The organism is Novipirellula methanifontis (genome assembly GCF_052161655.1).
In the GTDB taxonomy this organism is placed as follows: domain Bacteria; phylum Planctomycetota; class Planctomycetia; order Pirellulales; family Pirellulaceae; genus Novipirellula.
Map to the genome: position 1 here is coordinate 9,049,017 of NZ_CP197418.1, position 23,476 is coordinate 9,072,492.

Sequence of the window (23,476 nt, forward strand, 5' to 3'; positions counted from 1 at the left end):
TGAAGTGTTTCAGTTAGTGTTTGGGGGGAATCTGGCTTTTTTCATATTCGGAGCTTGGTGAAAACCCCGCTTTTTACGTGCTCAAAATGCTTCACAGCGTTGCGTTTTGGCGCTAGCGGGTTGTTTACTTAGTGAGCCGCTCGCGCGTGAGCGGCCGGGTTCCACGCATTACCCGGTGTCTTACGGCCCACGGCTCACGGTTGCGATTTGCATTTGGATTAAATCAGCAAGCCGTCAAGACTTTCGATTGATTGACGTAGCCCCCCCGAAACTCTTGGCGAGTTTCGCTACGTAAGTATTTTTTCTACGTGCGAGCGTGCGACCCGGCCGCTTACGCGTCGCGGCTCTGAAGGTCAACGAAACGTCTGGCGTGGTCCGCGACGCACATTTGATCTACCGTGATGGTTTGGTCATCATCAATTTGTAGTGCCCGGCACCGAGCAAGTCGTCGACGCGACTGCGAAGTTCTTCGGTGATCTCGACGCGGTACTTTTCACTCTTCAGATGCACGACCTCACCTTCGTTGAGCTCCAAGCTGAACATCATCTCTTGCTTGCCTGGATAGCCACGCAAGATCTCACGCAGCCGCGTCATCGTTTCGGGCGTATGCGTCGATTCGTCAAGCCGCAGTCGCATGCCGTGGGTATAACGCTGACCGAGTCCTTCGAGGGGAATCAGTTCATCGACGATCAGGTTGGCCTCGTCCCCGCCGCCGCGGCGATCGACTTTTCCTTTCGCCAACACCACCGCATCAGGAAGGATATGATGCCCAATATCGGCGAACCCTTTGGGCCACACGATACAGCGGATCGCGCCCTGCATGTCTTCGAGGTCAAAGTTCGCGTACTTTGAAGGAGCGCCCGGCTTCGGATTTTTGGTGTGAGCAATCTTGATCGAGCTGATCATCCCGCCGAGGGTCACTTCACCGCGATCTTTGATATCGCCAAGTCGGTCGGTCGTGTGAGTTCGGAAGGTGGCTAATTTTGGCTCGAACTCGGCTAACGGATGGCTATCGAGATAGTACCCCAGCACTTCCTTTTCACTGATCAATTTTTCTCGCTCAGGCCACTCGTCCATCTCGGGCAGAGGGGCCGACACCTTGGCTTCTTCTTGATCCTCTTCGTCGTCAAACGCACCAAACAAACTGGCTTGTCCACTCTTTTTGTCCGCCTGGATCGCAGCTCCGGACTGCAACGCCCGTTCGATCACTGCAACCAATTGGCTTCGTTTGGCGCCGAAGCAGTCCATGGCGCCGGCTTTGATCAAGGTTTCGATCGCCGACTTGTTACAAGCCGATTGGTCAATACGTTCACAGAAGTCATAGATGTCTTTGTAAGGACCATTCTTTTTGCGTTCTTCGGCAACCGAGATTGCCGTTGCACCTCCACAGGCCTTAATGGCCGAAAGCGCAAAGAAGATTTTGCCATCGGCAACCGAGAAGTCAGAATCGCTTCGGTTCACATCGGGGTTGACGACCTCGATGTTCATCCGTTCGCAATCCTCGATGTGCTCGATCAACGCATCTTTACGTTTAAAGTTACGTCCCGAGATATCGCTCGACAGCAATGCTGCCATGAATTCGACCGGGTAGTGAGCCTTCAAGTAGGCCGTTTGAAACGCGATCAAAGCGTACGCGGTACTGTGCGATTTATTGAAACCGTAACCCGCAAACTTGACGATTAGATTCCAAATGTCTTCGGCATCTTTTTCGGCCAGTCCATTTTCGACACTTCCAACGATGAAAATATCATGGTTCTGGTTGATCAAGGACTCTTTCTTCTTACTGATCGCCTTAATACAGGTGTAAGCTTTGGAGAGAGGCACATTCCCCAGCCGGTTTAGAATCCGCATCACCTGTTCTTGGTAGACCATGATCGAGTTGGTCTCTTCAAGAATTTCTTTGAGCACGGGGTGCTTGTATTCAGGCTCTTGACGACCGTGTTTAATATTCACGTAATCGTCAACCATCCCGCCTTCGAGCGGACCCGGTCGATACAGAGCGGCGGTCGCGATGATGTCGCTGAACTGGTCAGGCTTCATTCGGGTCAACAAATCGCGAATCCCGCCCGACTCGAGCTGAAACACGCCCTTGGTTTCCCCCCGCTGAAGCAATGCGTACGAGGCTTTATCGTCCAATGGAAATTTGAGCGGATCGACGACTTTGCCCGTCGTCTGCTCGATCAACTTGACCGTACGGCTCATGATTGTCAGGTTGCGAAGACCGAGGAAGTCCATCTTCAGCAGCCCCGACGCTTCGACGTCGTTCATCGACCACTGAGTGATCACGTCTTGCTTGCCCGGCACCCGCGTCAGCGGCACGTACTCGGGCAGCGGCTTGTCGGCGATCACCACCGCGGCGGCATGGGTTCCGATGTTTCTCGCCAAACCTTCGATTTTCATCGCCAGGTCCAACATTTCACGAACTTCGGGATCGCCGTCGTAGGTCATTTTCAAGTCGGCACTCTTTTCGAGTGACTTCTTGATCGTGATCTTCAGCTCGTCGGGAACCATTTCTGTGATCTGGTTGACTCGCCCCAGCGGCATCCCCAGCGCCCGTCCGGTATCTTTGATTGCCGCGCGGGCCGCCAGAGTTCCGAACGTTCCAATTTGGCAAACCATCTCGCTGCCATAACGCCGCTTCACATAATCGATGACCTCCGTTCGACGTTCTTTTTCAAAGTCGATATCGATATCAGGCGGCTCGGTACGACTTTCGTCCAAGAATCGTTCAAACAGCAAGTCGTAACGCAGCGGACAGACGTGCGACATATAAAGTGCGTAACAAACGATCGCCCCCACACCGCTACCACGAGCGGTCGCAGCAATCCCTTGATCGCGAGCGTAGTTGACGAAGTCCCAAACGATCAAAAAGTACGTTGGGAAGCCGAGTTTCTTGATCACGCCAAGTTCGCGATCCAAACGCGCGATCACTTCTTCGGACAACTCGCCATCGATGATTCGCTCGGGATCGCCTTCATAGCGTTCAAGCAATCCTTGCACGCAAAGTTCCCGCAGATAATCAATCGGTGCCTTGTCGTCGGGGCACTCGAAGTTGGGGAAGAAGTGTTTTCCAAACTCGATTTCGATGTCGACCGTATTGGCGATCTCCTGGCTGCGTGCGACCGCGTCCTCGAGCCCCGGGAACTTTTCGTACATTTGATCGGGGCTGCGCAAGAAGAACTGGTCGTTCTCCATTTTGAACCGCGATGTATCGGTACGAAAACGCCCCGTGTTGATACACAACATGATGTCTTGGGCTTCGGAGTCCCCTTGGTCGACGTAGTGACAATCGCTTGTCGCGACCAGCGGCAAGCCCATCCGCTTCGCGATATCGACGGCACCTTCCAATTGCATTTTTTGGATTTGCACATCGTTGTTCATGATTTCGATGAAGTAGCGATCATCGAAAACTTTGTGGAACCAACCGGCGATGTCACGAGCCTCTTTTTCATGCTCGGCGGTGTCGACTCCCTTCATCACGGCGCGGCTGAATTCACTACTGACGCAGCCCGACAAACAGATCAGCCCCTCGCTGTACTTTTCCAGAATTTCTTTGTCGATTCGCGGCTTGAAGTAAAATCCTTCGAGCGAGGCGGCGGAAGCAAGCTTCACGAGGTTGCCGAAACCGACACGGTTTTTCGCCAACAACGTCAAGTGATAGCTGGCGTCCTTACTACTGCGAGCGCCTCCCTTATCGAACCGACTGCCCGGCGCGATATAAGCTTCGTAACCGATAATCGGATTGATACCGGCCCCTTTTGCCTTGCGATAAAACTCAAGCGCACCGTGCAAGTTGCCGTGATCCGTTAGCGCCATCGCGTTCATCCCGTGGCTGACACAGCGATCGACGAGCCGGCCGATATCCCCCGCTCCGTCCAGCAAGCTGTAATGGCTGTGGCAATGCAGATGGACAAACGGCTTCGTTTGGGGTGAAGCGGCTTGACTCAAATCGGTAATGATCGATGCGTTCATACTGGGGGCTCCATTTCCTTTGTGCCACGGCAAGACTCGGCTCTCAGTTAGCCTAGCAATCCTGCCTCCTTCGGTCATCGACTTGACAAAGGAATTTTCTCACTCAAAACGCTCCTGCTCGGCATTTTGGCCCTTTTTTGCGAATCATGATGCCCCCATTTCTCACCCATCAAAAGTTCGAGGGGGGATCGAAACAGCGGTGGGGGCCAAGGGGATACACAGACACGAACCGGGGGGCTCGTGATACCATGAGGGCTCGGGCCGGAATCGAAGCACGCTGTTTCTTTACTATTGCAGGGTTTCCAACATGTTTAACGCAATGAGCGACCACTGGATGCTGCTTTTGATTGGCGGGGGTGTCGGCTTCCTGACGCTGGTGTTCGTTTTTGATGTCTTCATCCAGAAGAAGCACACCATCATGCACAACTTTCCGATCGTGGGGCACATCCGTTACTGGTTAGAGACGGTGGGACCGGAAATGCGACAATACTGGGTCGCCAACGATAAAGAAGAGATGCCGTTTAACCGAGACGAGCGCAGTTGGATTTACGCTTCAGCCAAAGGTGCAAACAACAACTTTGGCTTTGGCACCACCGAACAAATTTATGGGATTGGATACCCAATCATCAAACATGCCGTGTTCCCGTTTCCGGAAACCAAGGCAGAACACGTTGGCGATGACCCGACTTATATTCCGTGTTTAAAAGTCATGGGCGAATCGCATCGACGGGCTAGACCTTACAAACCTCAGTCAGTGATCAACATTTCGGCGATGTCCTTCGGCTCGCTGGGAGCCAACGCGGTGGCGGCGATGAATATCGGTGCCAAAAAAGCAAACTGCTTTCACAACACGGGCGAAGGAGGCGTCAGCCCGTATCATTGCCACGGCGCCGATATCATGTGGCAATTGGGGACTGGGTATTTTGGGGCTCGCGACCGTGACGGCCGCTTTTCGATCGATGTTGTCGCGGCCAAAGTAGAGCAAAACGCTTCAATCCGTTGCATCGAGATCAAACTTTCGCAAGGTGCCAAACCTGGCAAAGGAGGCATTTTGCCAGGCAAAAAGGTCACCGCCGAGATTGCATTCGCACGCGATGTCCCGGTCGGTGTCGATTGCATTTCGCCCAATGCCCACTCGGAATTTGACACCGTTGATGAATTAATCGACTGGATTGAAATGATTGCGGTCCGTACAGGGCTCCCCGTGGGAATCAAAAGTGCGATCGGCAACGGTGGTTTCTGGAAAGAATTGGCAAAACGAATGCGCGAGCGTGGCGAGGGCCCCGATTTCATCACCATTGATGGTGGCGAAGGGGGCACCGGAGCCGCACCGCTGGCGTTCGCCGACCACGTCTCGCTGCCCTTCAAAATTGGCTTCGCTCGCGTCTATCCCATTTTCCAAGAGGCTGGCATCTCCAAAGACATCGTCTGGCTTGGCAGTGGCAAACTGGGATTTCCCGATCGTGCGGTGATCGCGTTTGCGATGGGCTGTGATGCCATTCAAATTGCTCGCGAATCGATGATGGCGATTGGCTGCATCCAATCGCTCAAGTGTCATACGGACCATTGCCCGGCCGGGGTCGCCACCCAAAACCGCTGGCTACAGGCCGGATTGAATGTGGACGAGAAAGCCGAACGGATGGCAAGATTTATCAAAAGCTTCCGCAAGGAACTGCTCTCGCTGTCCTACGCCTGTGGTTATCAGCACCCTTGTCAATTTAGTGGCAAAGAAATTGAGTTCAGCACCGGGGTGAACAAGTTTTCTCAATTGCACGAAGTGCTCGGCTACACTCGCGATACCACCGGGCTCAAAGAAACCCGCTCGGTCAACGCCACGCAGCCGGAACTGGTGAAGTAGCCGAAACCGAAACGGGGACAGACTCTGCCGCGTATCGGAACTCCTGCAAACGCCACAGCCGTATTTTTACAGCCTTTATCCTTGGCGATTTTCGGTCGACTTGCCATAATGAGCCCCAGCGTGACCGGGGTTTTGATAGAATCTGCCCCCTACCTACCCACCTTTCCCTGTCGTGGATGCCCTCCCGACGGGTTCTTGCTTGCCCTTAGTTCGGAGTCTGCCTTCAGTGAGAAAGCTTGTTTTGTTGCCGCTGCGTTTGGCCGTTGGCTGGGGGCTTTCTCCAAGACTTCTGGGACTGGTCGGCATGACCATGTTGGTCCTATTGCGTCTGACGGTTGGTTGGCACTTCTACACCGAAGGGATGGAGAAGTATGCTTCGGGAAATTGGACCGCCACTCCGTTTTTTGCTAACGCAAAAGGCCCTTTTGCCGAACATTATCGTGGACTTGTCTGGGACAATGAAGGTAAAATTCGGTTAGACCGCGAACGCGTGGACCAGGAATGGAAGTATTTGTGGGCTCAGATCAGCGACCACTACAAATACGACAAGACTCAAAATCGCGTAGCGCAAGACAACTACAAAAGTGCCTTGCAGCAATACGATTGGGCGATCGATAACCACGTTGAAGAATTAGAAGAATACAAGCTTGGAAAAGATCGCCAGGTTAAACTGGATGAGGATCCGGTGCGTAACGGAGTATCGAGCTTAGGCGGACAGCGCGAATCCATTCGTAGCGAATGGAATAGCAAAGGGGCTGGCGCGATGAAAGAAATCGACAAGATCTGGAAGAACTACACCGACGCTCAGATGGCGATCGCGACTCCCGATCAAATCGAGGTGCATCGCGTCTTCAAACCGACACTGCCTCGTTCGGCTCGAATTGACACGAGCGTGATCGACGCGATGGTCCCTTATTTTGACATCGCCGTGGGACTGTGTCTGCTGTTTGGACTTTTCACTCCTGTTGCGGCGTTAGCTGCGGCCGGCTTTCTCGGTTCGGTTGTTCTGAGTCAGTATCCTCCGGCCTCGGGTCCTGGATCGACCTATTACCAACTGATCGAAGCGATGGCGTGCTTGGTTCTCGCCGGAACGGGTGCAGGACGCTTCGCCGGTCTTGATTACTTCCTGCATTTGATCGTACGCAAATCATTTGGTGCTGAAGCCGCGAAAGCCTAGTGCTTCGCACTTTGCGTCCGCATATTCCCTCTTTCAAAACAACGATACAACAATAGCGACAAGGTACAGAACGATGGTCGACAAACTTTCTGCTGAAGAACGAAAAGTTGGCGAAGACAACTATTACGAAGCCGTCGGAAGTTACTACGACGTCAATCGTCGTGACTTTCTGCGTGGCATTGTTGCTGCGGGTGCGGTCAGTGGTGCAGGACTCGGGGCTGCCTATTTTGGCTATGGCAAAGTCAAAGATCCCGTCCGCGTGGCGGTAATCGGCACCGGCGATGAAGGCAACGTCTTGATCGGCGGTTGTAATCCTGATTATGTCGACGTCAAAGCGATTTGTGACATCCGCCCCTACAGCGAACACCGTGCGTTTCATGGCGATTGGTCTAGCTCGTCGGCACTGGTACGGCGTCCCGGATTGATCAGCGTTGCGGGCTACAAAGACGAAGCCGAGGCTCGCAAAAACGTCAAAGTTTACAACGCCGAAAACGGCGGGATCATGGAGTGCTTGAAAAACCCCGACATCGAAGCGGTAATCATCGCTTTGCCGCTTTGGCTGCATGCTTCGGTTGCCGCCTTGGCGATGGAAAAAGGGCTGCACGTGTTGACTGAAAAACTGATGGCCCACAACGTGGCTCAGTGTAAAGTCATGTCGCGAATGGCAGGGGAATTGAAAGACAAAGACGGCAACCCACTGCATCTGGCAACCGGACATCAACGCCACTACAACGTCAAATATGACAACGCAATTAACCTGATTCGTTGGGGTTTGCTCGGTCAATTGCACCACATTCGTGCCCAGTGGCACCGTGGCAATCTGCCCGGTGGCGATAGCTGGTCGATGCCGCTTCCAGGCGGTGAAAAGATCGCGGGCAGTGATAAAAAGTTCGATCGCATCGCCCGAGACTTGGCTCACCGAGTTAATCTGCTGAAGACGGAAAAGAACCCAGACGAGATCGTGCGTCTGCAAAATGAAATCGCCTTGTGGACCGCTTGGGATCAAGACAAAAACGTCGACCCAAGCAAGTTTGGCTACAAGGATTTCGCACTGCAAAACAAGCGGTTCTCGGCGATGGAAGAACTGCATCGTTGGCGTCTGTTTGATCGCACCGGTGCCGGTTTGATGGCCGAGCTTGGCAGCCATCAACTCGACGCGGTCAGCATTTTCCTGAGCTCGCTGCGTGACGATGGCAAGAAAGTTCATCCGCTTAGCGTGCATGCGGTTGGCGGCCGACACATCATGCCGCTGGACCGCGAGGTCGGGGACCATGTTTATTGTATGTACGAGTTCCCTGGCCCTGAGTACTCGGAAACGTTTGACGTCGGCTATTACGATCGCGTCGAGAAGTATCCGAATGAAAAGAACCCAGGCAATGGTCCCGTCGCTGGTTATGACACCGACCCGAACAAGAAAGTCGTGGTCACTTATTCATCGATCAACGGCAACGGCTTCGGCGGTTGGGGCGAAGTCGTTCTCGGTAGCAAGGGAACGTTGATCTTGGACAAAGAAACCGACGTGATGCTGTACCGCAACAGCGACACCAGCAGCAAGGTGGGAATCAGCAAAAAGAGTGGCGGCTACGCGTTGGATACCAGTGCGAGTGGCGACTTTGCCGCACCGGTTGCGAAGGCAGCAGACTCGGGTCCGGTCAGTCGTGGTTATCGCGAAGAGATCGAGCACTGGGCGTATTGCATCCGCAACCCCGACAAAGAAAACCGCCCACGATGTTATCCCGCCGTTGCGATGGGCGACGCGGTTATCGCGTTGGGAACCAACGTGGCGCTGAAGAACGCCAATGCGGGCAAGGGCGGTTACTTGGAATTCAAGGAAGAGTGGTTCGATATCGATAACGACGCTACGCCCGATGGCAGCAAGATCGAAACCGAACGCGAATACATGAAAAAGCCAGTGGCTTAATTTCCAAAGTCAACACCGTAGCGAAACTCACCAAGAGTTTCGTGCGGCCTGGGCTTTTTCGTACGGCCTGGGCTTATAGCGACTAAATTTGAAACGGCGTGATTTCACTCACGCCGTTTTTTTTTGCGCCGATTGCGTGCCACGCGGAATTCACGGAGCGAGGTAAGAGAGCGTCCGGCTTCGGGAAATCATAACCCGAAGCGTCAGCGAGGGACCGAATCAAGTCAGAGATTCCCTCGCTTACGCTTCGGGTTACGATGGTGATGGCTCTGCAGGCCCCTAAATAACGAGGGCTTCCTATGCCGCACGCTCTCGAAACGGATGACAAGAACAAAAGTCTTGGCGACTTTCGCTACGAGGCGGTGACTTTACAAGAGTCGCCTTTCGCTCTGCGAAAGTACGCCCAGAAAACGCTACTTTTGCGGAGCAAATGGCGACGATCAACAACGCCTCTAGCGTGGCGGGAGGGTGCCACGCTGCGTGTGCTCTTGATTCGTCAGGTGACGTGCTCGCGAACGGGTCGCCACGAGCGTGACAAAGTTTCCACGCTGAACGATCTTGCCGTGCTGGTTGACCAACTGTCGAAGCCAGGTCACGCGGCCAGCACGACGACCATGCTGTTGGATCTGCACGACTTCGGTGACGACCTGCACACGGTCACCGAAGAATATTGGGGCCTCAAATTGCCAATCCGAGATGCCAACCAGAGCAAGCGTGGATGCGTTAGGATGATCGCTGCCCAGTCCTGCCAAGACACTCAAGCCCAGCAGTCCGTGAGCCACGGGTTCTCCAAACGGCGACGCGGAGCTTGTGCTGGAATGCAACGAATCGTGGTCACCGGTCAATCTGGCAAAATCGGCAACATCTTCGCCTGTGATTTCACGCCAGGGGCTGGACCATCGGTCGCCCACTTTCATGTCCTCAAGAAAAAGCGGTTTAGTTTCGGTGATGTGATTCAACGATCGCTCGAATGTGGCTTGAGGTTTGTGCAAGGGCGGTCCACCCACACACAAGGGGTCAATGAACGTATAATCATGCCGTGAAAAGCAAGAAACCAAAAGACGTCTTTGCGGCAATTACAATAAAACTCACTTTTGATCACGATAACGATCGGGTTACAGCAAGTGAGAAATATGTAAGTCTCGCAAGGGAGCTTCAAGCGCTCTGTCCTAGATTCCTCGTCATCCCTCCATTTTGACTGATCCAACGTCACCCACCTAGCATACCCCCAAAGCCCACCCCCGGAGAAGAAGTGCCCACAACTCTGAACAAAAAAACACGTTTTCATGTCGTTTTCAGCTCCCTGCTAGCGATTGCTGCCGTGGCCGAAGCGTTTCCAAACTCGGCAAACGCAGACCAGCCCGAAGCCACCTTTAGCCCGCGAATGCTCGCACTCGATGCGAACGAAGGGATCGCAGCAGGCGATATTGACGGAGACGGTAAAACGGATTTAGTCGCAGGCCGGAACTGGTTCTCCGCCACCGATTGGGCGGCACGTCCGCTGCGTCAAATTGACGACTGGAACGGGTATGTGCAAAGCAATGGCGACTATCTTTTCGACATGAACGCCGATGGACGTCTCGATGTGATTGCCGGATCGTTTGTCCCAAGCGAGGTCTATTGGTACGAGAATCCGGGTGCGGAGTCACTTCGGCTCGGAAAAATGTGGCCAAAGCACTTATTGGTCGACACGCAAAAGTCACAGAACGAAGCCCAATTGATGCACGACCTCGACGGCGATGGAGTGCCGGAATGGATCGTCAATAGCTGGGCCAAAGATGCACCGACGATGGTTTGGCGATTGGTCAAGAAAAACACGCCGGTGAGCAAAGAAAATCCTGCCGCCTATGAGTTTGTGCCCCATCAACTCGCCGCACGCGGAAATTCGCACGGCATGGGCGTCGGTGATATCAACAAGGATGGCCGACTCGATGTGCTGACCGGCAAAGGATGGTACGAGCAACCCCAATCCTCACCTTGGGAAAATGAGTGGACGTTCCACGACAATTGGGAACTGCACGCCAGCATCCCGATGATTGTCGTCGACTTGGACGAGGATGGCGACAACGACCTGATCTACGGCAATGGACACAACTACGGATTGCTGTGGATGGAAAATCAAGGCAGCGAAGAAGACGGCAAGGTCCAGTTCAAAGAACACGAAATTGATAGCAGCTTTAGCCAGCCTCACACATTGGCCTGGGCCGATCTGGATGGCGACGGCGGTGCGGAATTAATTACCGGCAAACGCTACTTTGGCCACAACGGAAACGATCCCGGTGGAAAAGATATGCCTTGCTTGTATTACTATCGCTGGAACGCAAACGAGCGAAAGTTCACGCGGCACACCATTGAAGAAGGCCACGTCGGATGCGGCTTGCAAATCGTAACCGCAAATCTAAACGATGACAGCAAAACCGATATCGCGGTGGCTGGCAAAAGTGGGACCTATTTGTTGCTATCAAAATGAGTGATGCACATTCATCCCCGTCCCCGGAAACGCCCTCGCTGACGATTCGGGAAGCACAGGATCAAGTGGATCAATGGATCCAGACTCTGGGGGTTCGCTATTTCGACGAGATGACGAACCTCGCCCAGCTTGTTGAAGAAGTGGGCGAGGTGGCGAGGATTTTGTCGCGGACGTGTGGTGAACAGTCGTGCAAACCGGGGACGCAACTAGGCGAATTGGGTGATGAGTTGGCAGACGTGCTGTTTGTCACGATCTGTTTGGCCAATCAATCGGGAATTGACTTGAGCGAAGCACTGCGGAGCAATTTGGATAAGAAGACGAAACGGGATGCGACGCGACACCACGACAACCCGAAACTTCAGCCCTAGCACATTTCTATTGATTCCAAGTGGCGCCGTACGCTATCACCCAACAATCTAGTTCATTTCTCGATTGCCACCGAGTTAGCTGATGCGAGGCAGGAAGCCAAAAGTCACTACCGATTCCGTCAACGGACGTGTTCGCGTCAACGTTTTGATGGCAGTGTGCGTTGTTTTCATCGCGGCGGGCGGATGCACGTCGTTTTGGCGTAACGGGTCCGAAGAATCCGACAAGGAAGCTCATCTTCGAGAACTGATGAAAGTTCCCAAGCCACCGGATTTGATCCGAGATGCTTCGATTGTCCAAGGCATGAACACGATCGCAGTCGACGGCGTCGCCGCGATCAATGGGTTGCCTGGAACCGGTGCTCCCGCCGTGCCCTCGGTATTTCGCGACCAATTGCTCGACGAAATGCGTCGCCACGAAGTACAAGACCCCAACCATTTCCTAGAACTTGACGAGACCGCGCTCGTGCGAGTGCGAGCGTTTGTACCGCCGGGAGCTCGTCGTGGCGATCCGGTCGACCTTAAGATCACCTCGCCACCACGAACCGAGACCACCGATTTACATGGGGGTTGGATGCTTGAATCACGTCTTCGGCATCAACAAGTTCTGCAGAGCAGCGTGCGTCAGAGCGACGTGATGATCGTCGGCACGGGGCCGCTATTAACAAGAGCTGACCATGATACCGCATCTGATGCCGCTTATCGATTAGAAGGCAGAATCCTTGGCGGAGGTCGTATTCAGATCAGTCGCAAAATTGGCTTGATCCTGCGTCCCCAATACCAACACGTAAAGATGGCGTCGGCGATCGCCGCGGCCATCAATCGACGCTTTTACTTCTTTGATGGCACAACACGGCGAGGAATCGCCAAGGCCATGGAAGACGATTACATCGAAATCGAAGTCCATCCTCGCTACCGTGACAATATCGGCCGCATGATGGCAGTGGTTCGTGCCATGGGCGTAGCTCCGGAATCCTCCGCGACCCAGACTCGTTTGACGGATCTTGGCAAGCGATTATCCGAACCCTCCACAGCGTCCGACGCGGCACTTCAATTGGAAGGTTTGGGTGATAGTGCGATCCCAACATTGCTGCAAGGACTTGAGTCTAGCAATCCTGAGCTTCGCTTTTATGCTGCAGAAGCCCTCGCGTATCTCGACCGCGTCGAAGCGATTGACCCTCTTGTTACCGCGGCGGTGCAAACGAGTGCGTTTCGTCACCCAGCACTACTGGCATTACAAGGGCTCGATCAACGCCAGGCCGTTGAAGGCTTAACTCGATTGATGAACGAACAAAGTCTCGAGACTCGCTATGGTGCGTTTTGTAGCATTCGTCGTCGCGCCGATGGCCGTCAACACCTTAGCGGGCGTGTCGTAGGCGATGCATTCCGCATGTACGAAGTCGCCCCCGATGGGCCCGCTGCCGTTATCGTCTCGCTACAAGAATCTCCTGAAATCGTCCTGATGGGACGTCCCCAAAACTTGCAAATCACATCGCATTTGATGGGACCCGCGGGCATCATTTTGAAGAATGATCCCGAGAAACCAGGTTTCATTCGCATCAGTCGCTTCCGAGCCGGCGAGGATGATCGACTATTGATCGTCCCTAGTTCGCTGCATTCGGTCGTCGAAGGCATTGCCGAGGTAGGTGGGGGCTACGGCGATGTCGTCGCCGTCCTGCGAGAGGCAAAAAAGAAGGGTTACTTAGTCGACCAATTGGCAATCAGTCCATTGCCACGAGCCATGCGAACCTATTTCCGCGACGACAATGACGAGTCGGATGACGAGAACGAGTCTGGCTCACAGAGCGACGCGCTAGACGAAGTATCCAGCGGCCTTAGCGAGATGGCCGCTAACTGATTGACGTTAACGGGCAAGCGTGTTTTCCGCACAACGTCTTAGATATAAAACATCGTCGCTTCGCCGTGACGACATTGTTCGACTAGATCGCTTAGCCGCACACTGCTGAGCACTTCGCGGGACGCTTCACTTGCTTTGTCCCAAACTCGCTGCAACGACTCGTCCGTCTCCGTTGCATGCTCGGCGACACAGGTGTGACCTTCTTGGCACCCCATCGCCTCGACCACATCAAGCAGCGTGATCTGTTTTGGATCAACCGATAACCGGTATCCGCCTTGGCTGCCCCGCACACTTTGCACCCATCCGGCGGTTCGCAACGTCCGTAAGATCTGAACGAGAAAGGGTCCCGGAATGTTGTGTTGGTCCGTGATCTCGCGCACCGCCACCGGAGCGGTATCGTCGATCCGCATCGCAAGCTCGAGCATCGCGAGACAGGCGTAATGAACACGTGCTGAAATAACCATGACGAAAGCCTCCGACTACGACGAGTGCAAACCACATTCGGTTTTCTGAAATCCCGACCAACGTCCGGCGCGCTCGTCTTCCCCGTCCAACACCCTCCGCGTGCAAGGTTCGCAACCGACACTTGGAAACCCTTGGTCGTGTAACGTGTTGTAAGGAATATTTTCCGAAGTGATCAGCGACCAAACCTCTTTCTTGGTCCAATTCGCCAAAGGGCTGATTTTGGCCAATTGGAACTTGCGGTCCCAGCCAACAATCGGTGCCTTGGCGCGATCGGGGCTCTGGTCACGACGAATCGCACTGGCCCAGGCATGCCAACCTTTGGCGGCTTCGTGCAAGACACTCAGCTTGCGATCAAAGCAGCATCGATTTGGGTCCGTTTTGTACACAGGACCACCATTGGCCGCTTCGTATTCCTCCACGGTTGTCTTGGGATACTTGAACTCAACTTCGATCCCGTATCGCTTCTTGACGGTCTCGCGCAGTTCGAGCGTCTCGGCGAACTGATAACCCGTTTCGAGATTAAAGATGGGGGTTTCCGGAGCGATCTCGGCAAGCATGTGGATAATCGTCATGCCCTCGGGGCCAAAGGCCGTCGCCATCGTGAAATGAGGCGCAAACCGATCGACCGCCCACTTCAAGATCTCTTGAGGCGTTGCTTTTTCCAACGAATCGCTATCCCGCTTTAACTCCGCCAATAATTCATCGGTGGGCTCTAGCGGCGGATTGGCGGCCAACGCACCGCGTGGCTCACCCGAGTCGAGCGAATACAGCTGTAACGGACTCGAATTGGTTGCTTTGGGTTGGGTCATTTGCGAGCTCGACTTGGCGTCGAACGAATGGGCTTTGGCTGCAGACATCGTATTTTCAGTCAGCTTTTGAGGACATGTTTTCCAAATACTACAAACATGATCTGTTTAGTCAAGTATGATTGTCGGCGTTTGCGAGTTCAGAATTGAACGATTCTGCGGATTCGGGATAGCCAACCGGGTCGGGAGGGCAGGGGGCTGGTTCGCTAACCGCTGGAACCTTCACAAATTGCCAACTCAGCAGGCGAAAGTGCGTGTAGAATGGAAAATTCAGCCTGTCAGTCGCCGGATGTCTCCGACATCCGTATTTTTGTTCTTGTCGATGTCGGAGACGTCGGGCGACTTAATTTCCGACGTCCGGAGCACGTCGGACGACCTCAATTTTGGCCCCCCAGGCTCTCATCCGCCTCCTCTGACACCCGAATTCCCATGCATGCACTCATTCAGCGAACCAAGCGAGAATCGAGCCTATCATGGCGTCTGGCCCCCGTCCTGGCGACGCTGGCCGCACTGAGCGTCCTTGTCGAACCAGCGACCCTGCGTGGCGATACGGTTGAATTATCCGGTGGGGGGCACGTCAGCGGGAAGGTTCGTCGGCTGGAAGACAAAAAAATTGACATCGTCGCTGTGGACGACGAAATCAGCGTCGCAATCCCTCAAAGTCGAGTTCGACGCGTCGTGTCATCGGACAAACTGCACGAATACATGCAGGGTGCGTCCGCAGCAGGTAAAAATGCTGAGAAGCAATACAACCTGGCGATTTGGTGTGCCAAAAATATTAAAGATAACACCGACGCCTACAAACGATTTCACATGCAATTGGCGATTCGTTTTGATCCCGAACACACTAAGGCCCGGGCCTCGCTGGACTATGTGAAAGAGGATGGCAAGTGGATTCGCTACAGCGACCTGCAGCGATCACGAGGCATGATTTCGGTGGCGGGCAAGTGGATGCTGCCCGAAGCTGCCGCCATTGCGGAGTTCCAAGATTCGACCAATGTCGATTCAAAAAAGTGGATCAAAGAGGTCGACCGGTTGATTCGAGTCGCAGTGCGTGGTGGCAGCAGAGGCGACGAAGCAATCGCCTCACTCAAAGCCATCGACGATCCATTGGCGGCATCGGCAATTGCCAAACAATTGTTGCAGGGGAATCACAATCAACGGCTAAAACGACTGTGGGTCGAGATACTCGGTCGTTTCCACAATTCGGTCGCGGTCGAAGCGTTAGTCCGCGTTGGAGTGCAAGAATCCGACAACGTGATCCGCGAGGCCGCGATGGAAGAACTGCAGCAATACGGCAGCGGTTCGGCAGTGGCAACGTATGTGAACATGCTGCAAAGCCCCAATAACGGCGACGTGATCCGGGCAGCGCGGGCGCTTAGCTTTTTCCCAAGACCGGAACTCGCTCACACCTATATCAACGCGTTGGTCACCAAGCACACAGAAACAGGACCGGCCGGTCCCGGCATGCAGGTGGGATCGAGCAGCAGCGGTGGTGGAGGGCTGGCGATGGGAGGCAAACCCAAAGTGGTCACTCGTTATCTCGAGAATCCTCCCGTTTTGACACTGCTGAAAATGATCGAGCCCGATGTCGATTTTGGCTACGACAAATTGGCATGGCAAAAGTATTTTGCGGCAAAACTGGGTCGCAGTAGTGGCGACCTAAGACGTGATCTGTAGCGTTTCAGACCGGTCCCCTAAATTTCAGAACGGTCCCCTGAAAACGATCTCGCTAAAAAAGGGGCGATTCAGGCGGAACGTTTGAGGACAACGCCGCTCAATAACGCGTTCTAAAAGAGTAGGTTGTCCCGGTTGGAAGCTCGCACCGTCTGAAATCTCGAAAAACATTTTGCGAAGCTCCAAAACCGGGGGTTCAAGTTAAACTAAGCAGAGTGGCCCCCCGAGACCCTTCGTTGAGAATCTCTGCACGAAACTCTGCACCCTGTTCGCAATGTCAAATTTCCGCCTCTCATCACCGCTGAAACGTCCCAGGACACAATCCTCACCGATTGCATCCCAAGGCTTCACGTTGATTGAATTGCTGGTAGTCATCGCGATTATCGGGATCTTGGTGGCGTTGCTACTGCCTGCGGTCCAAGCGGCACGCGAAGCGGCTCGGCGGATGCAGTGCCAGAACAACTTGAAACAAATCGGGTTGGCTTGCCACAACTACGAATCGGCTTACCGGTCATTGCCATGGGGAGCCAAGGGAGGGCACGGCTATAGTTGGACCACCGACATTTTGCCCTTCGCCGAGCAGAATGCGTTGTGGGAAATGGTGCCTCCGATGCGTAACGGAGCCGTGACCTTCGAAGATCGCAAACGATTGGCCGAGCTAGCCACCACGTTGGTACCGATGTACCGCTGCCCTACCGAACCAGGTCCAACGTACTTATTTGACAACAACTCGCTTGCGATTGATGGCAGCGATGTGGCCCGGGCGATGAGCAGCTATTTAGGAAACTCGGGAAGCGACGTGCTGCGTGACAGTTACTCAAACGCATCACTTCTCGGAATGGAACGAGGCAACGGAGTGTTGCGTATTGGTCAATTCGAACGTCACCCATTGGACCCACCCAATGTTCCGCCAACATTGCCATGGCCTGGCACGACTTCATTCGCCGCGATTCTGGACGGATTGAGCAACACGGTGCTGTGCGCCGAAACCCGCTTTATCGACGAACCCAAGTGTGACATTTGCAGCCACTTTGCCGTCTACCATCCCGAGTTTGATCGACGCAAAGGTAAAGCGAACGGATCGGATTTTTCAGAAGCCTTGGTGTCGTTGTACCATCCAATGAATCTCGACGTGGCTCCCAAGCAAGAGCTCGAGATTTCAGCAGGCAGCTACCATGTTGGCGGCGTCAACACGGTATTCTGTGACGGAGCCGTAAGATTTCTAACGGATAGTTTGGATGACAAGGTCCGCCACGCGATCGGCTCGCGAGCGGACAGAGAGGTCTTCGACAGCAGTGCTCTATAGAGTGTCATCCGCGTCGAGTTTCTTGACTCGCAAGTTGCGGAAATAAACCACGCTTTGCGGATCATGAGCCTGCAGGGCAAAAGTGCCCGCATCGTTTAAACGACGCTCAAAATCACCCGAGAATGATTCTTTGCCTTCGGGTTCGGTGTAGTCGACGAGTGTCTTGCCGTTCACCCGCAACTCAATGTGTCGACCTTTGACAATGATCTCTTGCGTGTACCACTCGTTGTCCTTCACGCCGGGATCGGCGACGTCGTCAACCGAGTACAGACTGCTCGTTTTTTTAGGGTCGTGGTGCGACACGTTTACTTGACACTCGTAACCATATCGTGGCCAGCCTTTGGGTTGGTACTTCGTGGCGAAGTAGATCCCTGCATTGCTTCCCGGAGTGGTCATCACTTCCGCTTTAAAATGAAAGTCTCTAAACGGACTTTGGTCGCCGACATAAAACAGATGACAACGCTCGCCTTTGCAGACAAGTTTTCCGTCTTCGACTACCCATGCATCAGGATTCTCTTCGGCTTTCTTCCATCCATCGAGTGTCTTGCCATCGAACAATGACACGAAACCTGCCTCACGTTCTGCCGTGGCATCACTGTGATTGGCGGATGGGGTTGCAACGGCAGTGGCGGTGTCATTTGCACGACCGACGTTGGCAAACATCATGCTGAGTGTCATGCAACCAACGAGTTTTATCTTCCAATTCATTCTTTAGTTCATCGCTGTGTAGGGAGTGGTCAAAAAAAAACGCTTGCCAACTAAAACAGTCGACAAGCGAAATGGGATTCAATAAGACTCGTCAACTCATCAACGAGAATCGCAAGGGCGAACTACAGACCAGCATCGGTTGCAGGAAGTTCTTTGTTTTTGATCTTATCGCCAAACTTCTTCCCATCCTTGCTCTTGTGATCAGCAGCCTTCTTGAAACCTTCGATGATTTTCTTCTTGGCTTCTTCAGGATTGTCTTTGATGTATTCCTTGGGGAAATCCTCGGCCTTCAAATATTCGTGAACCGCCTTGCCGTATTCGTTGCGGGCTTCTTCTTTCTTTTCGCCCTTCACGTGGCAAACATAGCAGTTTGCTTTTTTACCCATTTTAACGAAATCCGCGTCGGCATCTTCGCCAAGATACTCACTCTTCCATTGTTTTCCGAATTCGCTGATTGCCATGGCGGGGGTCATAAGCAAGCACAAAAAACCGAGACAGATTGCCAATCGTTTCATTCATTTTCTCCGCGGAACGTTATTAAAGGTAGGTTTTGACTTGGAGTAAGGGTGGGATGTGCGACCGTTGATTCGGTCGCACGATGCACTATTAAGTCCTAAACCGAGTCAAAAGTCAAATCAATCTCGATTTTCTTCGCTCGATTCGACTAATTCGGCAGGGTTCATGATCGTCAACGATCGCTCATCAAAACCACTAATAACCGCTCCATATTGACGAAAATCGGCGGGCATCAGGCGGCTGGCGGGGACCGTTTTCAGGTTTTCCGACGCCCAATCGACAGCCCATCTTGGGGATCGTTCTTCCGCCCACGTTGGAGACTGGTTCTTCAAATCGACCATTCGAACGACATCTTGGTTGCCTTGGGAATCGACTAAACGCAACATCGGATCCGAAAGATCGGGCTGAGTGTCGTAGGCGTTGGCTTCACCGCGAAGGACCAAAAGCGGTGGATCGTTTGCGAGCGTATCTAGCCCAGACACTTCCACCGCAGCGACATCGGGGCTGACCGTGAACACACAGTTTCTCGCGTCGCGATCTATCGGCAGAGGATGAGGACCGATCGCGTTCAAACGCATCCGCACCAATCCGCGTGGCGCCATCGCAATCACTTGGTCCAACAACAATTGAATGGGGCGTGCGGATGGAGGAGGCTGGCGAACCGCACCGGCCGTTTCGATCATTCGCCCTGTGACCGCCAGCAGCCCATTCTCCCATCGCATCTGTAATTCCGCCACCACATCCATCCGCAGCATCGACATCTCGCCGCGAATGCAAACGTTGTACATCTCGATCGACACGAGCGGCAAAGGCCCCGAAGTGGTTGCGTTGGCAAGCGTGTTCGGGTTCGAAGATGAATTGCTGCTTGAGAGTGAATTCCCGGACGGCAACGTCGCTGCACCCACAAGAGGAGTACCTGGCAGCACTTGAAACCCAAATGCCTCTGCATGGGTGGTCACGCAAAAGGCGTAGACATCGGGATGACGCACCGGATTTTTTATCGTCAAACTGCAATCGGTCAGCCGAACGAGACGATTGTCTTGCAATGACAACAAACATCCGCCACCCATCGAGGAAACAGGCACCGACCACAGCAGATGCAAGTCTTCCAGGTCGATACGATTGGATCCAATATCAAACAACTCGACAGGACTAAGCGACGGCAAATCGGATGAATCAAACTCCACGATACTACCACCGACACTCGAACTGATCACCAATCCATCGCGATCAATTTTGATCGGGGCACTGCGGATCATCGGTTCTGCAATCTCAATTCGATCGACGCCCAGTTCATCCGATAACTCGATCGCTTTTGCCAACGAAGAAACATACACGTAGTCTTCGGCTTCGTACTCGTCGGTGACCAGTCCCGATTCGGTGAAACTAACGCGAATCGCGCGAGGATTAGCCGTCTTTGGCACCGACATCGTTGCGACAGAAGCCGTATCGTCGCTGCTTGCAGTACGAGGGGTGCTGGGGCGATCCGCGACGGGACCAACGGTTGTGGGACTGAGCGTGTCGGTTGTCGCAACGCCAGTGACCGCAGGCCCACCAAGCTCTTCGGGGACCGGCAAATCTTGCATGCGGGGCGGATCCGATGGCGAACGTTCCACCGCCACGGCATTCACGCTTGCATCGCGTCCGCCATTCGCTGTCTTGGACGCCGCAGAACCTTGCGAAGCCGGTGTCGTGTTGTCGGAACCAGAGCGTAATGCAGGCCCTTGCTCGCTGGGCACGGCCCCTGGGATCGAGGGTCCGCTTCCTTGCAACCCATCGCTGGAACGTTCCACAGACAAACTGACCACACTGTTACGCTCGGGAACGACAATCGAAAAATCGTCCCGCGCCAAATCCGATGCAACATACAACCATGCCGCTGTGATCAACAATAAAGAAAACGCCACCAACCACGGCGCATGTTGCTCGATCAATTGAATCAATGGGCCACCATTGTTCACTGTCACCGGGCCCAACGCTTGCACCCGCTCGTATCCTTCGCGCCGAGCGACCTCTTGCAAATCGGCAATCAAGTCCGTGGCGTTCTGATAACGATCCTGAGGCCGCTTTGCCAACATTTTCTGGATGACCGCCGACAAATCGCTGCTGACCTCGCTGCGTAGCTGCCGCACATCAGGCGGCGGCGTCTTGCCGTGGTTAAGAAGTTTTTGCAGCATCGTACCGCCGGGGTACGGAGGCTGACCGGTCAACATAAAGTACAGCGTGCACCCGAGCGAATAGATATCGCTGCGCAGATCCGCATCACGAGGATCGTTGGCTTGTTCAGGCGAAATGTAATCGAACGTCCCCAGCGTCACGCCGCTGGCGGTCATGTCTTCGCTCAATTCAAAATTGTCAGAACGAGCCAACCCCATGTCCACAAGCTTGATGGTTTGCCCATCACCAATTAACACATTGGATGGCTTGATATCGCGATGCACGATGCCACGATCCGATGCATGCTGAATTGCATCGGCAAGCTGGCAAGTGTAGAAGACCGCTTGGTCCGCCGACATGACGCCTTCGCGATGGACCAAGTCGCGAATATTCGTTCCTTGGATGTATTCGAAAACGATGTAGTGCCAATCATCGTACGTGCCAACGTCAAAGACTTTGGCGATTCGCGGATGATCAAGCTTTGCTGCACTTTGCGCTTCGTTACGAAATCGACGCTTTAGATCGGGGTCATCCCCTACAAATGGAATCACCTTGATCGCGACGGTCCGATCCAACTGCTCATCATGGGCACGAAACACTGCCCCCATCCCGCCGCCGCCAATAAAGTCTTCCAGCAAAAAGTGGTTCAACCGCTTTCCAAGCAAGACGTTGGCCACCGAGGCAGGAGTTCGATCGAGCTTATTCCAACCCGATTCATCCGCATGCGCCCGTGACGATCCGCGGATCACGGTTCTGGCTTCCGCGATCTCCTGAATTTCCGCAGACTTGATCAAACTCGATTCAGGCGGAGCGTCCGCGGAACTCGACTCATCATCATTGCCACGACGAATCGTTGATGCATCCGTTCGTATTGATTCGTCAGCCATAGAAAAAAATCACCAACGCGGATGCGTCCAAGAACATCAAGCGACCGTTGATGCAACGCATAAATGAATAGATAAGGTGTCTTCGATTGTGCTGATTCCCTCAACTCGACTCGATGACATTTGCGTGTTTTCGTGTGCTTTCGCAATGCTACCTAGTCTAGTCAGACCTCCTAATTCGGTCAACGAAACGTTGCTTCTTCGGTTAGTAATTCCTCGATCAGATGACAGTACGAATCGTATCGCCGAGCATCGATGCGAGAATCGGCCACAGCGTCTTTAACAGCACATCCATCCTCGCTTAGATGCAAGCAATTGGGATAGCGGCACGCGCTCACGTAGGGCCTCAGATCGGGCATTAGCGCCGAAACCTCGCTCGAACCGATGTCCCACAGCTGGAATTGACGAATTCCAGGAGTATCAAACACAGCCCCACCCCCTTCGAGTGGTATCAATGTTGTCGCCGTCGTGGTGTGACGTCCTTTTTCGTTATCCTGGCTGACGGCCGAGACCGCCAATCCGAGTCCCGGCTCGATAGCGTTGAGCAGACTGCTTTTTCCGACCCCACTCTGACCCGCGAGCGCCGTCTGTTTACCAGTCAACAATGCCTTCAAGAACGCGACATTTGTGCCATCTTCGGCTGACGTGATGAGCACGCGATAGCCCATCGAGGCAAACACACCGATCATCGGTTGCAATGGAACGGGATCGATCAAATCCAACTTGTTGATCACAATCACCGGCTCGACGCCACAGTGCTCGGCGGTCAACAAAAATCGATCGATCAGCGCCGGCTTCAATCCTGGCTGTGCCGCGCTGGTAATGATCAGCAAATAGTCGACGTTGGCGGCGATCACATGTTGTCGTCCACGGCTAGTTCGGCTGATCACGCCGCTGCGGGGATCGATGCTTTCGATCATGCCATCCGAAGGTGACTCGGCACGAAAGAACACACCATCGCCAGCAACGATCACGCCGCGTTGTTCGATACTGAGTGACTTGAGTACTTGGCGGATCGCACATTCATAGAACACACCGTCTTCGCCGAGCACTTTGCTCCGCAATCCGTGAACGCTGATCACGCGTCCCTTGATCAGCGATTGGTCCGGCGACGAGGTGACGCCGTGCTCATCTTGTTCAATCGTGGGATTGTTAACGGTTCGCTTTCGTGTCAGCTCGCCTTTGCCACTCACGCGTTCGCCATGAACCTCGTCGGCAAGCTTTTCAACATCGCCATGCCGGAACGTGCGTGTCACGTCGCCTTGCCTAACGCGCCCCTGATATTTCTTGCGAAAGTCAGTGCGTTGTTTCCCACGTTTCTTTTTGGCCATTAAGA

The 23,476-nt window shown here is 53.8% G+C and carries 16 protein-coding genes; 8 read left to right on the forward strand and 8 right to left on the reverse strand.

The window, feature by feature from the left end:
• Positions 1–393: 393 nt before the first annotated feature.
• A complete protein-coding gene (gene dnaE / locus SH528x_RS32210) occupies positions 394–3,972 on the reverse strand; it encodes a DNA polymerase III subunit alpha (RefSeq protein ID WP_442507514.1) in 3,579 nt (1,192 codons plus the stop codon).
• Between the two features lie 307 nt (positions 3,973–4,279).
• On the opposite strand from dnaE, the gene SH528x_RS32215 reads away from it, so the two are divergent.
• From SH528x_RS32215 to SH528x_RS32225, 3 genes are all read left to right on the forward strand, one after another.
• Positions 4,280–5,830, forward strand: a complete 1,551-nt coding sequence (locus tag SH528x_RS32215; RefSeq protein WP_442507515.1) for an FMN-binding glutamate synthase family protein — start codon at positions 4,280–4,282, stop codon at positions 5,828–5,830.
• 226 nt (positions 5,831–6,056) lie between these two features.
• Entirely contained in the window at positions 6,057–7,007 is a 951-nt protein-coding gene (locus tag SH528x_RS32220) for a DoxX family protein (protein ID WP_442507516.1), read from the forward strand.
• Between the two features lie 73 nt (positions 7,008–7,080).
• Positions 7,081–8,928: a Gfo/Idh/MocA family protein gene (locus tag SH528x_RS32225; RefSeq protein ID WP_442507517.1), complete on the forward strand. Its 1,848-nt coding sequence runs from the start codon at positions 7,081–7,083 to the stop codon at positions 8,926–8,928.
• Positions 8,929–9,380: 452 nt separating this feature from the next.
• On the opposite strand, the gene SH528x_RS32230 is transcribed toward SH528x_RS32225, so the two are convergent.
• Positions 9,381–9,887: a MaoC family dehydratase gene (locus SH528x_RS32230; protein WP_442507518.1), complete on the reverse strand. Its 507-nt coding sequence runs from the start codon at positions 9,885–9,887 to the stop codon at positions 9,381–9,383.
• A gap of 425 nt (positions 9,888–10,312) precedes the next feature.
• On the opposite strand from SH528x_RS32230, the gene SH528x_RS32235 reads away from it, so the two are divergent.
• From SH528x_RS32235 to SH528x_RS32245, 3 genes are all read left to right on the forward strand, one after another.
• Positions 10,313–11,398, forward strand: a complete 1,086-nt coding sequence (locus tag SH528x_RS32235; RefSeq protein WP_442512223.1) for an FG-GAP-like repeat-containing protein — start codon at positions 10,313–10,315, stop codon at positions 11,396–11,398.
• Positions 11,395–11,766 carry a nucleotide pyrophosphohydrolase gene (locus SH528x_RS32240; protein WP_442507519.1) on the forward strand — a complete coding sequence of 124 codons (372 nt, stop codon included), beginning with the start codon at positions 11,395–11,397 and terminating at the stop codon, positions 11,764–11,766. Before SH528x_RS32235 ends, SH528x_RS32240 begins: the two co-directional genes overlap by 4 nt.
• Before the next feature lie 82 nt (positions 11,767–11,848).
• On the forward strand, positions 11,849–13,621 hold the full coding sequence (locus tag SH528x_RS32245; protein WP_442507520.1) for a flagellar basal body P-ring protein FlgI: 1,773 nt from the start codon (positions 11,849–11,851) through the stop codon (positions 13,619–13,621).
• 38 nt (positions 13,622–13,659) lie between these two features.
• On the opposite strand, the gene SH528x_RS32250 is transcribed toward SH528x_RS32245, so the two are convergent.
• Positions 13,660–14,085: an Rrf2 family transcriptional regulator gene (locus SH528x_RS32250; protein WP_442507521.1), complete on the reverse strand. Its 426-nt coding sequence runs from the start codon at positions 14,083–14,085 to the stop codon at positions 13,660–13,662.
• A gap of 15 nt (positions 14,086–14,100) precedes the next feature.
• Positions 14,101–14,943: a phosphoadenylyl-sulfate reductase gene (locus tag SH528x_RS32255; RefSeq protein WP_442507522.1), complete on the reverse strand. Its 843-nt coding sequence runs from the start codon at positions 14,941–14,943 to the stop codon at positions 14,101–14,103.
• A 378-nt stretch (positions 14,944–15,321) separates the two neighbouring features.
• Here SH528x_RS32255 and SH528x_RS32260 point away from each other — a divergent pair, with 378 nt between their 5' ends.
• Both SH528x_RS32260 and SH528x_RS32265 read left to right on the forward strand, forming a co-directional pair.
• Entirely contained in the window at positions 15,322–16,572 is a 1,251-nt protein-coding gene (locus SH528x_RS32260; RefSeq protein ID WP_442507523.1) for a HEAT repeat domain-containing protein, read from the forward strand.
• A 271-nt stretch (positions 16,573–16,843) separates the two neighbouring features.
• Positions 16,844–17,875 carry a DUF1559 family PulG-like putative transporter gene (locus tag SH528x_RS32265; protein ID WP_442507524.1) on the forward strand — a complete coding sequence of 344 codons (1,032 nt, stop codon included), beginning with the start codon at positions 16,844–16,846 and terminating at the stop codon, positions 17,873–17,875.
• Here the strand turns inward: SH528x_RS32265 and SH528x_RS32270 are convergent.
• The 4 genes from SH528x_RS32270 to rsgA form a co-directional block, all read right to left on the reverse strand.
• Entirely contained in the window at positions 17,870–18,583 is a 714-nt protein-coding gene (locus SH528x_RS32270; RefSeq protein ID WP_442507525.1) for a 3-keto-disaccharide hydrolase, read from the reverse strand. The genes SH528x_RS32265 and SH528x_RS32270 overlap by 6 nt on opposite strands.
• Positions 18,584–18,705: 122 nt before the next feature.
• The gene (locus tag SH528x_RS32275) at positions 18,706–19,098 is read right to left on the reverse strand and encodes a hypothetical protein (protein WP_442507526.1); all 393 of its coding nucleotides are present in this window, start codon (positions 19,096–19,098) and stop codon (positions 18,706–18,708) included.
• 120 nt (positions 19,099–19,218) lie between these two features.
• On the reverse strand, positions 19,219–22,143 hold the full coding sequence (locus SH528x_RS32280) for a serine/threonine protein kinase (protein ID WP_442507527.1): 2,925 nt from the start codon (positions 22,141–22,143) through the stop codon (positions 19,219–19,221).
• A 179-nt stretch (positions 22,144–22,322) separates the two neighbouring features.
• Positions 22,323–23,471, reverse strand: a complete 1,149-nt coding sequence (rsgA, locus tag SH528x_RS32285; protein WP_442507528.1) for a ribosome small subunit-dependent GTPase A — start codon at positions 23,469–23,471, stop codon at positions 22,323–22,325.
• Between the last annotated feature and the right edge of the window lie 5 nt (positions 23,472–23,476).

Bases quoted from the DNA above. Each gene is read 5' to 3' on its own strand.
- rsgA (WP_442507528.1), bottom strand. From the start codon at position 23,471: ATGGCCAAAAAGAAACGTGGGAAACAACGCACTGACTTTCGCAAGAAA.
- SH528x_RS32250 (WP_442507521.1), bottom strand. From the start codon at position 14,085: ATGGTTATTTCAGCACGTGTTCATTACGCCTGTCTCGCGATGCTCGAG.
- SH528x_RS32235 (WP_442512223.1), top strand. From the start codon at position 10,313: ATGCTCGCACTCGATGCGAACGAAGGGATCGCAGCAGGCGATATTGAC.
- SH528x_RS32215 (WP_442507515.1), top strand. From the start codon at position 4,280: ATGTTTAACGCAATGAGCGACCACTGGATGCTGCTTTTGATTGGCGGG.
- dnaE (WP_442507514.1), bottom strand. From the start codon at position 3,972: ATGAACGCATCGATCATTACCGATTTGAGTCAAGCCGCTTCACCCCAA.
- SH528x_RS32280 (WP_442507527.1), bottom strand. From the start codon at position 22,143: ATGGCTGACGAATCAATACGAACGGATGCATCAACGATTCGTCGTGGC.
- SH528x_RS32260 (WP_442507523.1), top strand. From the start codon at position 15,322: ATGCATGCACTCATTCAGCGAACCAAGCGAGAATCGAGCCTATCATGG.
- SH528x_RS32255 (WP_442507522.1), bottom strand. From the start codon at position 14,943: ATGTCTGCAGCCAAAGCCCATTCGTTCGACGCCAAGTCGAGCTCGCAA.
- SH528x_RS32275 (WP_442507526.1), bottom strand. From the start codon at position 19,098: ATGAAACGATTGGCAATCTGTCTCGGTTTTTTGTGCTTGCTTATGACC.
- SH528x_RS32240 (WP_442507519.1), top strand. From the start codon at position 11,395: ATGAGTGATGCACATTCATCCCCGTCCCCGGAAACGCCCTCGCTGACG.
- SH528x_RS32245 (WP_442507520.1), top strand. From the start codon at position 11,849: ATGCGAGGCAGGAAGCCAAAAGTCACTACCGATTCCGTCAACGGACGT.
- SH528x_RS32270 (WP_442507525.1), bottom strand. From the start codon at position 18,583: ATGAATTGGAAGATAAAACTCGTTGGTTGCATGACACTCAGCATGATG.
- SH528x_RS32225 (WP_442507517.1), top strand. From the start codon at position 7,081: ATGGTCGACAAACTTTCTGCTGAAGAACGAAAAGTTGGCGAAGACAAC.
- SH528x_RS32265 (WP_442507524.1), top strand. From the start codon at position 16,844: ATGTCAAATTTCCGCCTCTCATCACCGCTGAAACGTCCCAGGACACAA.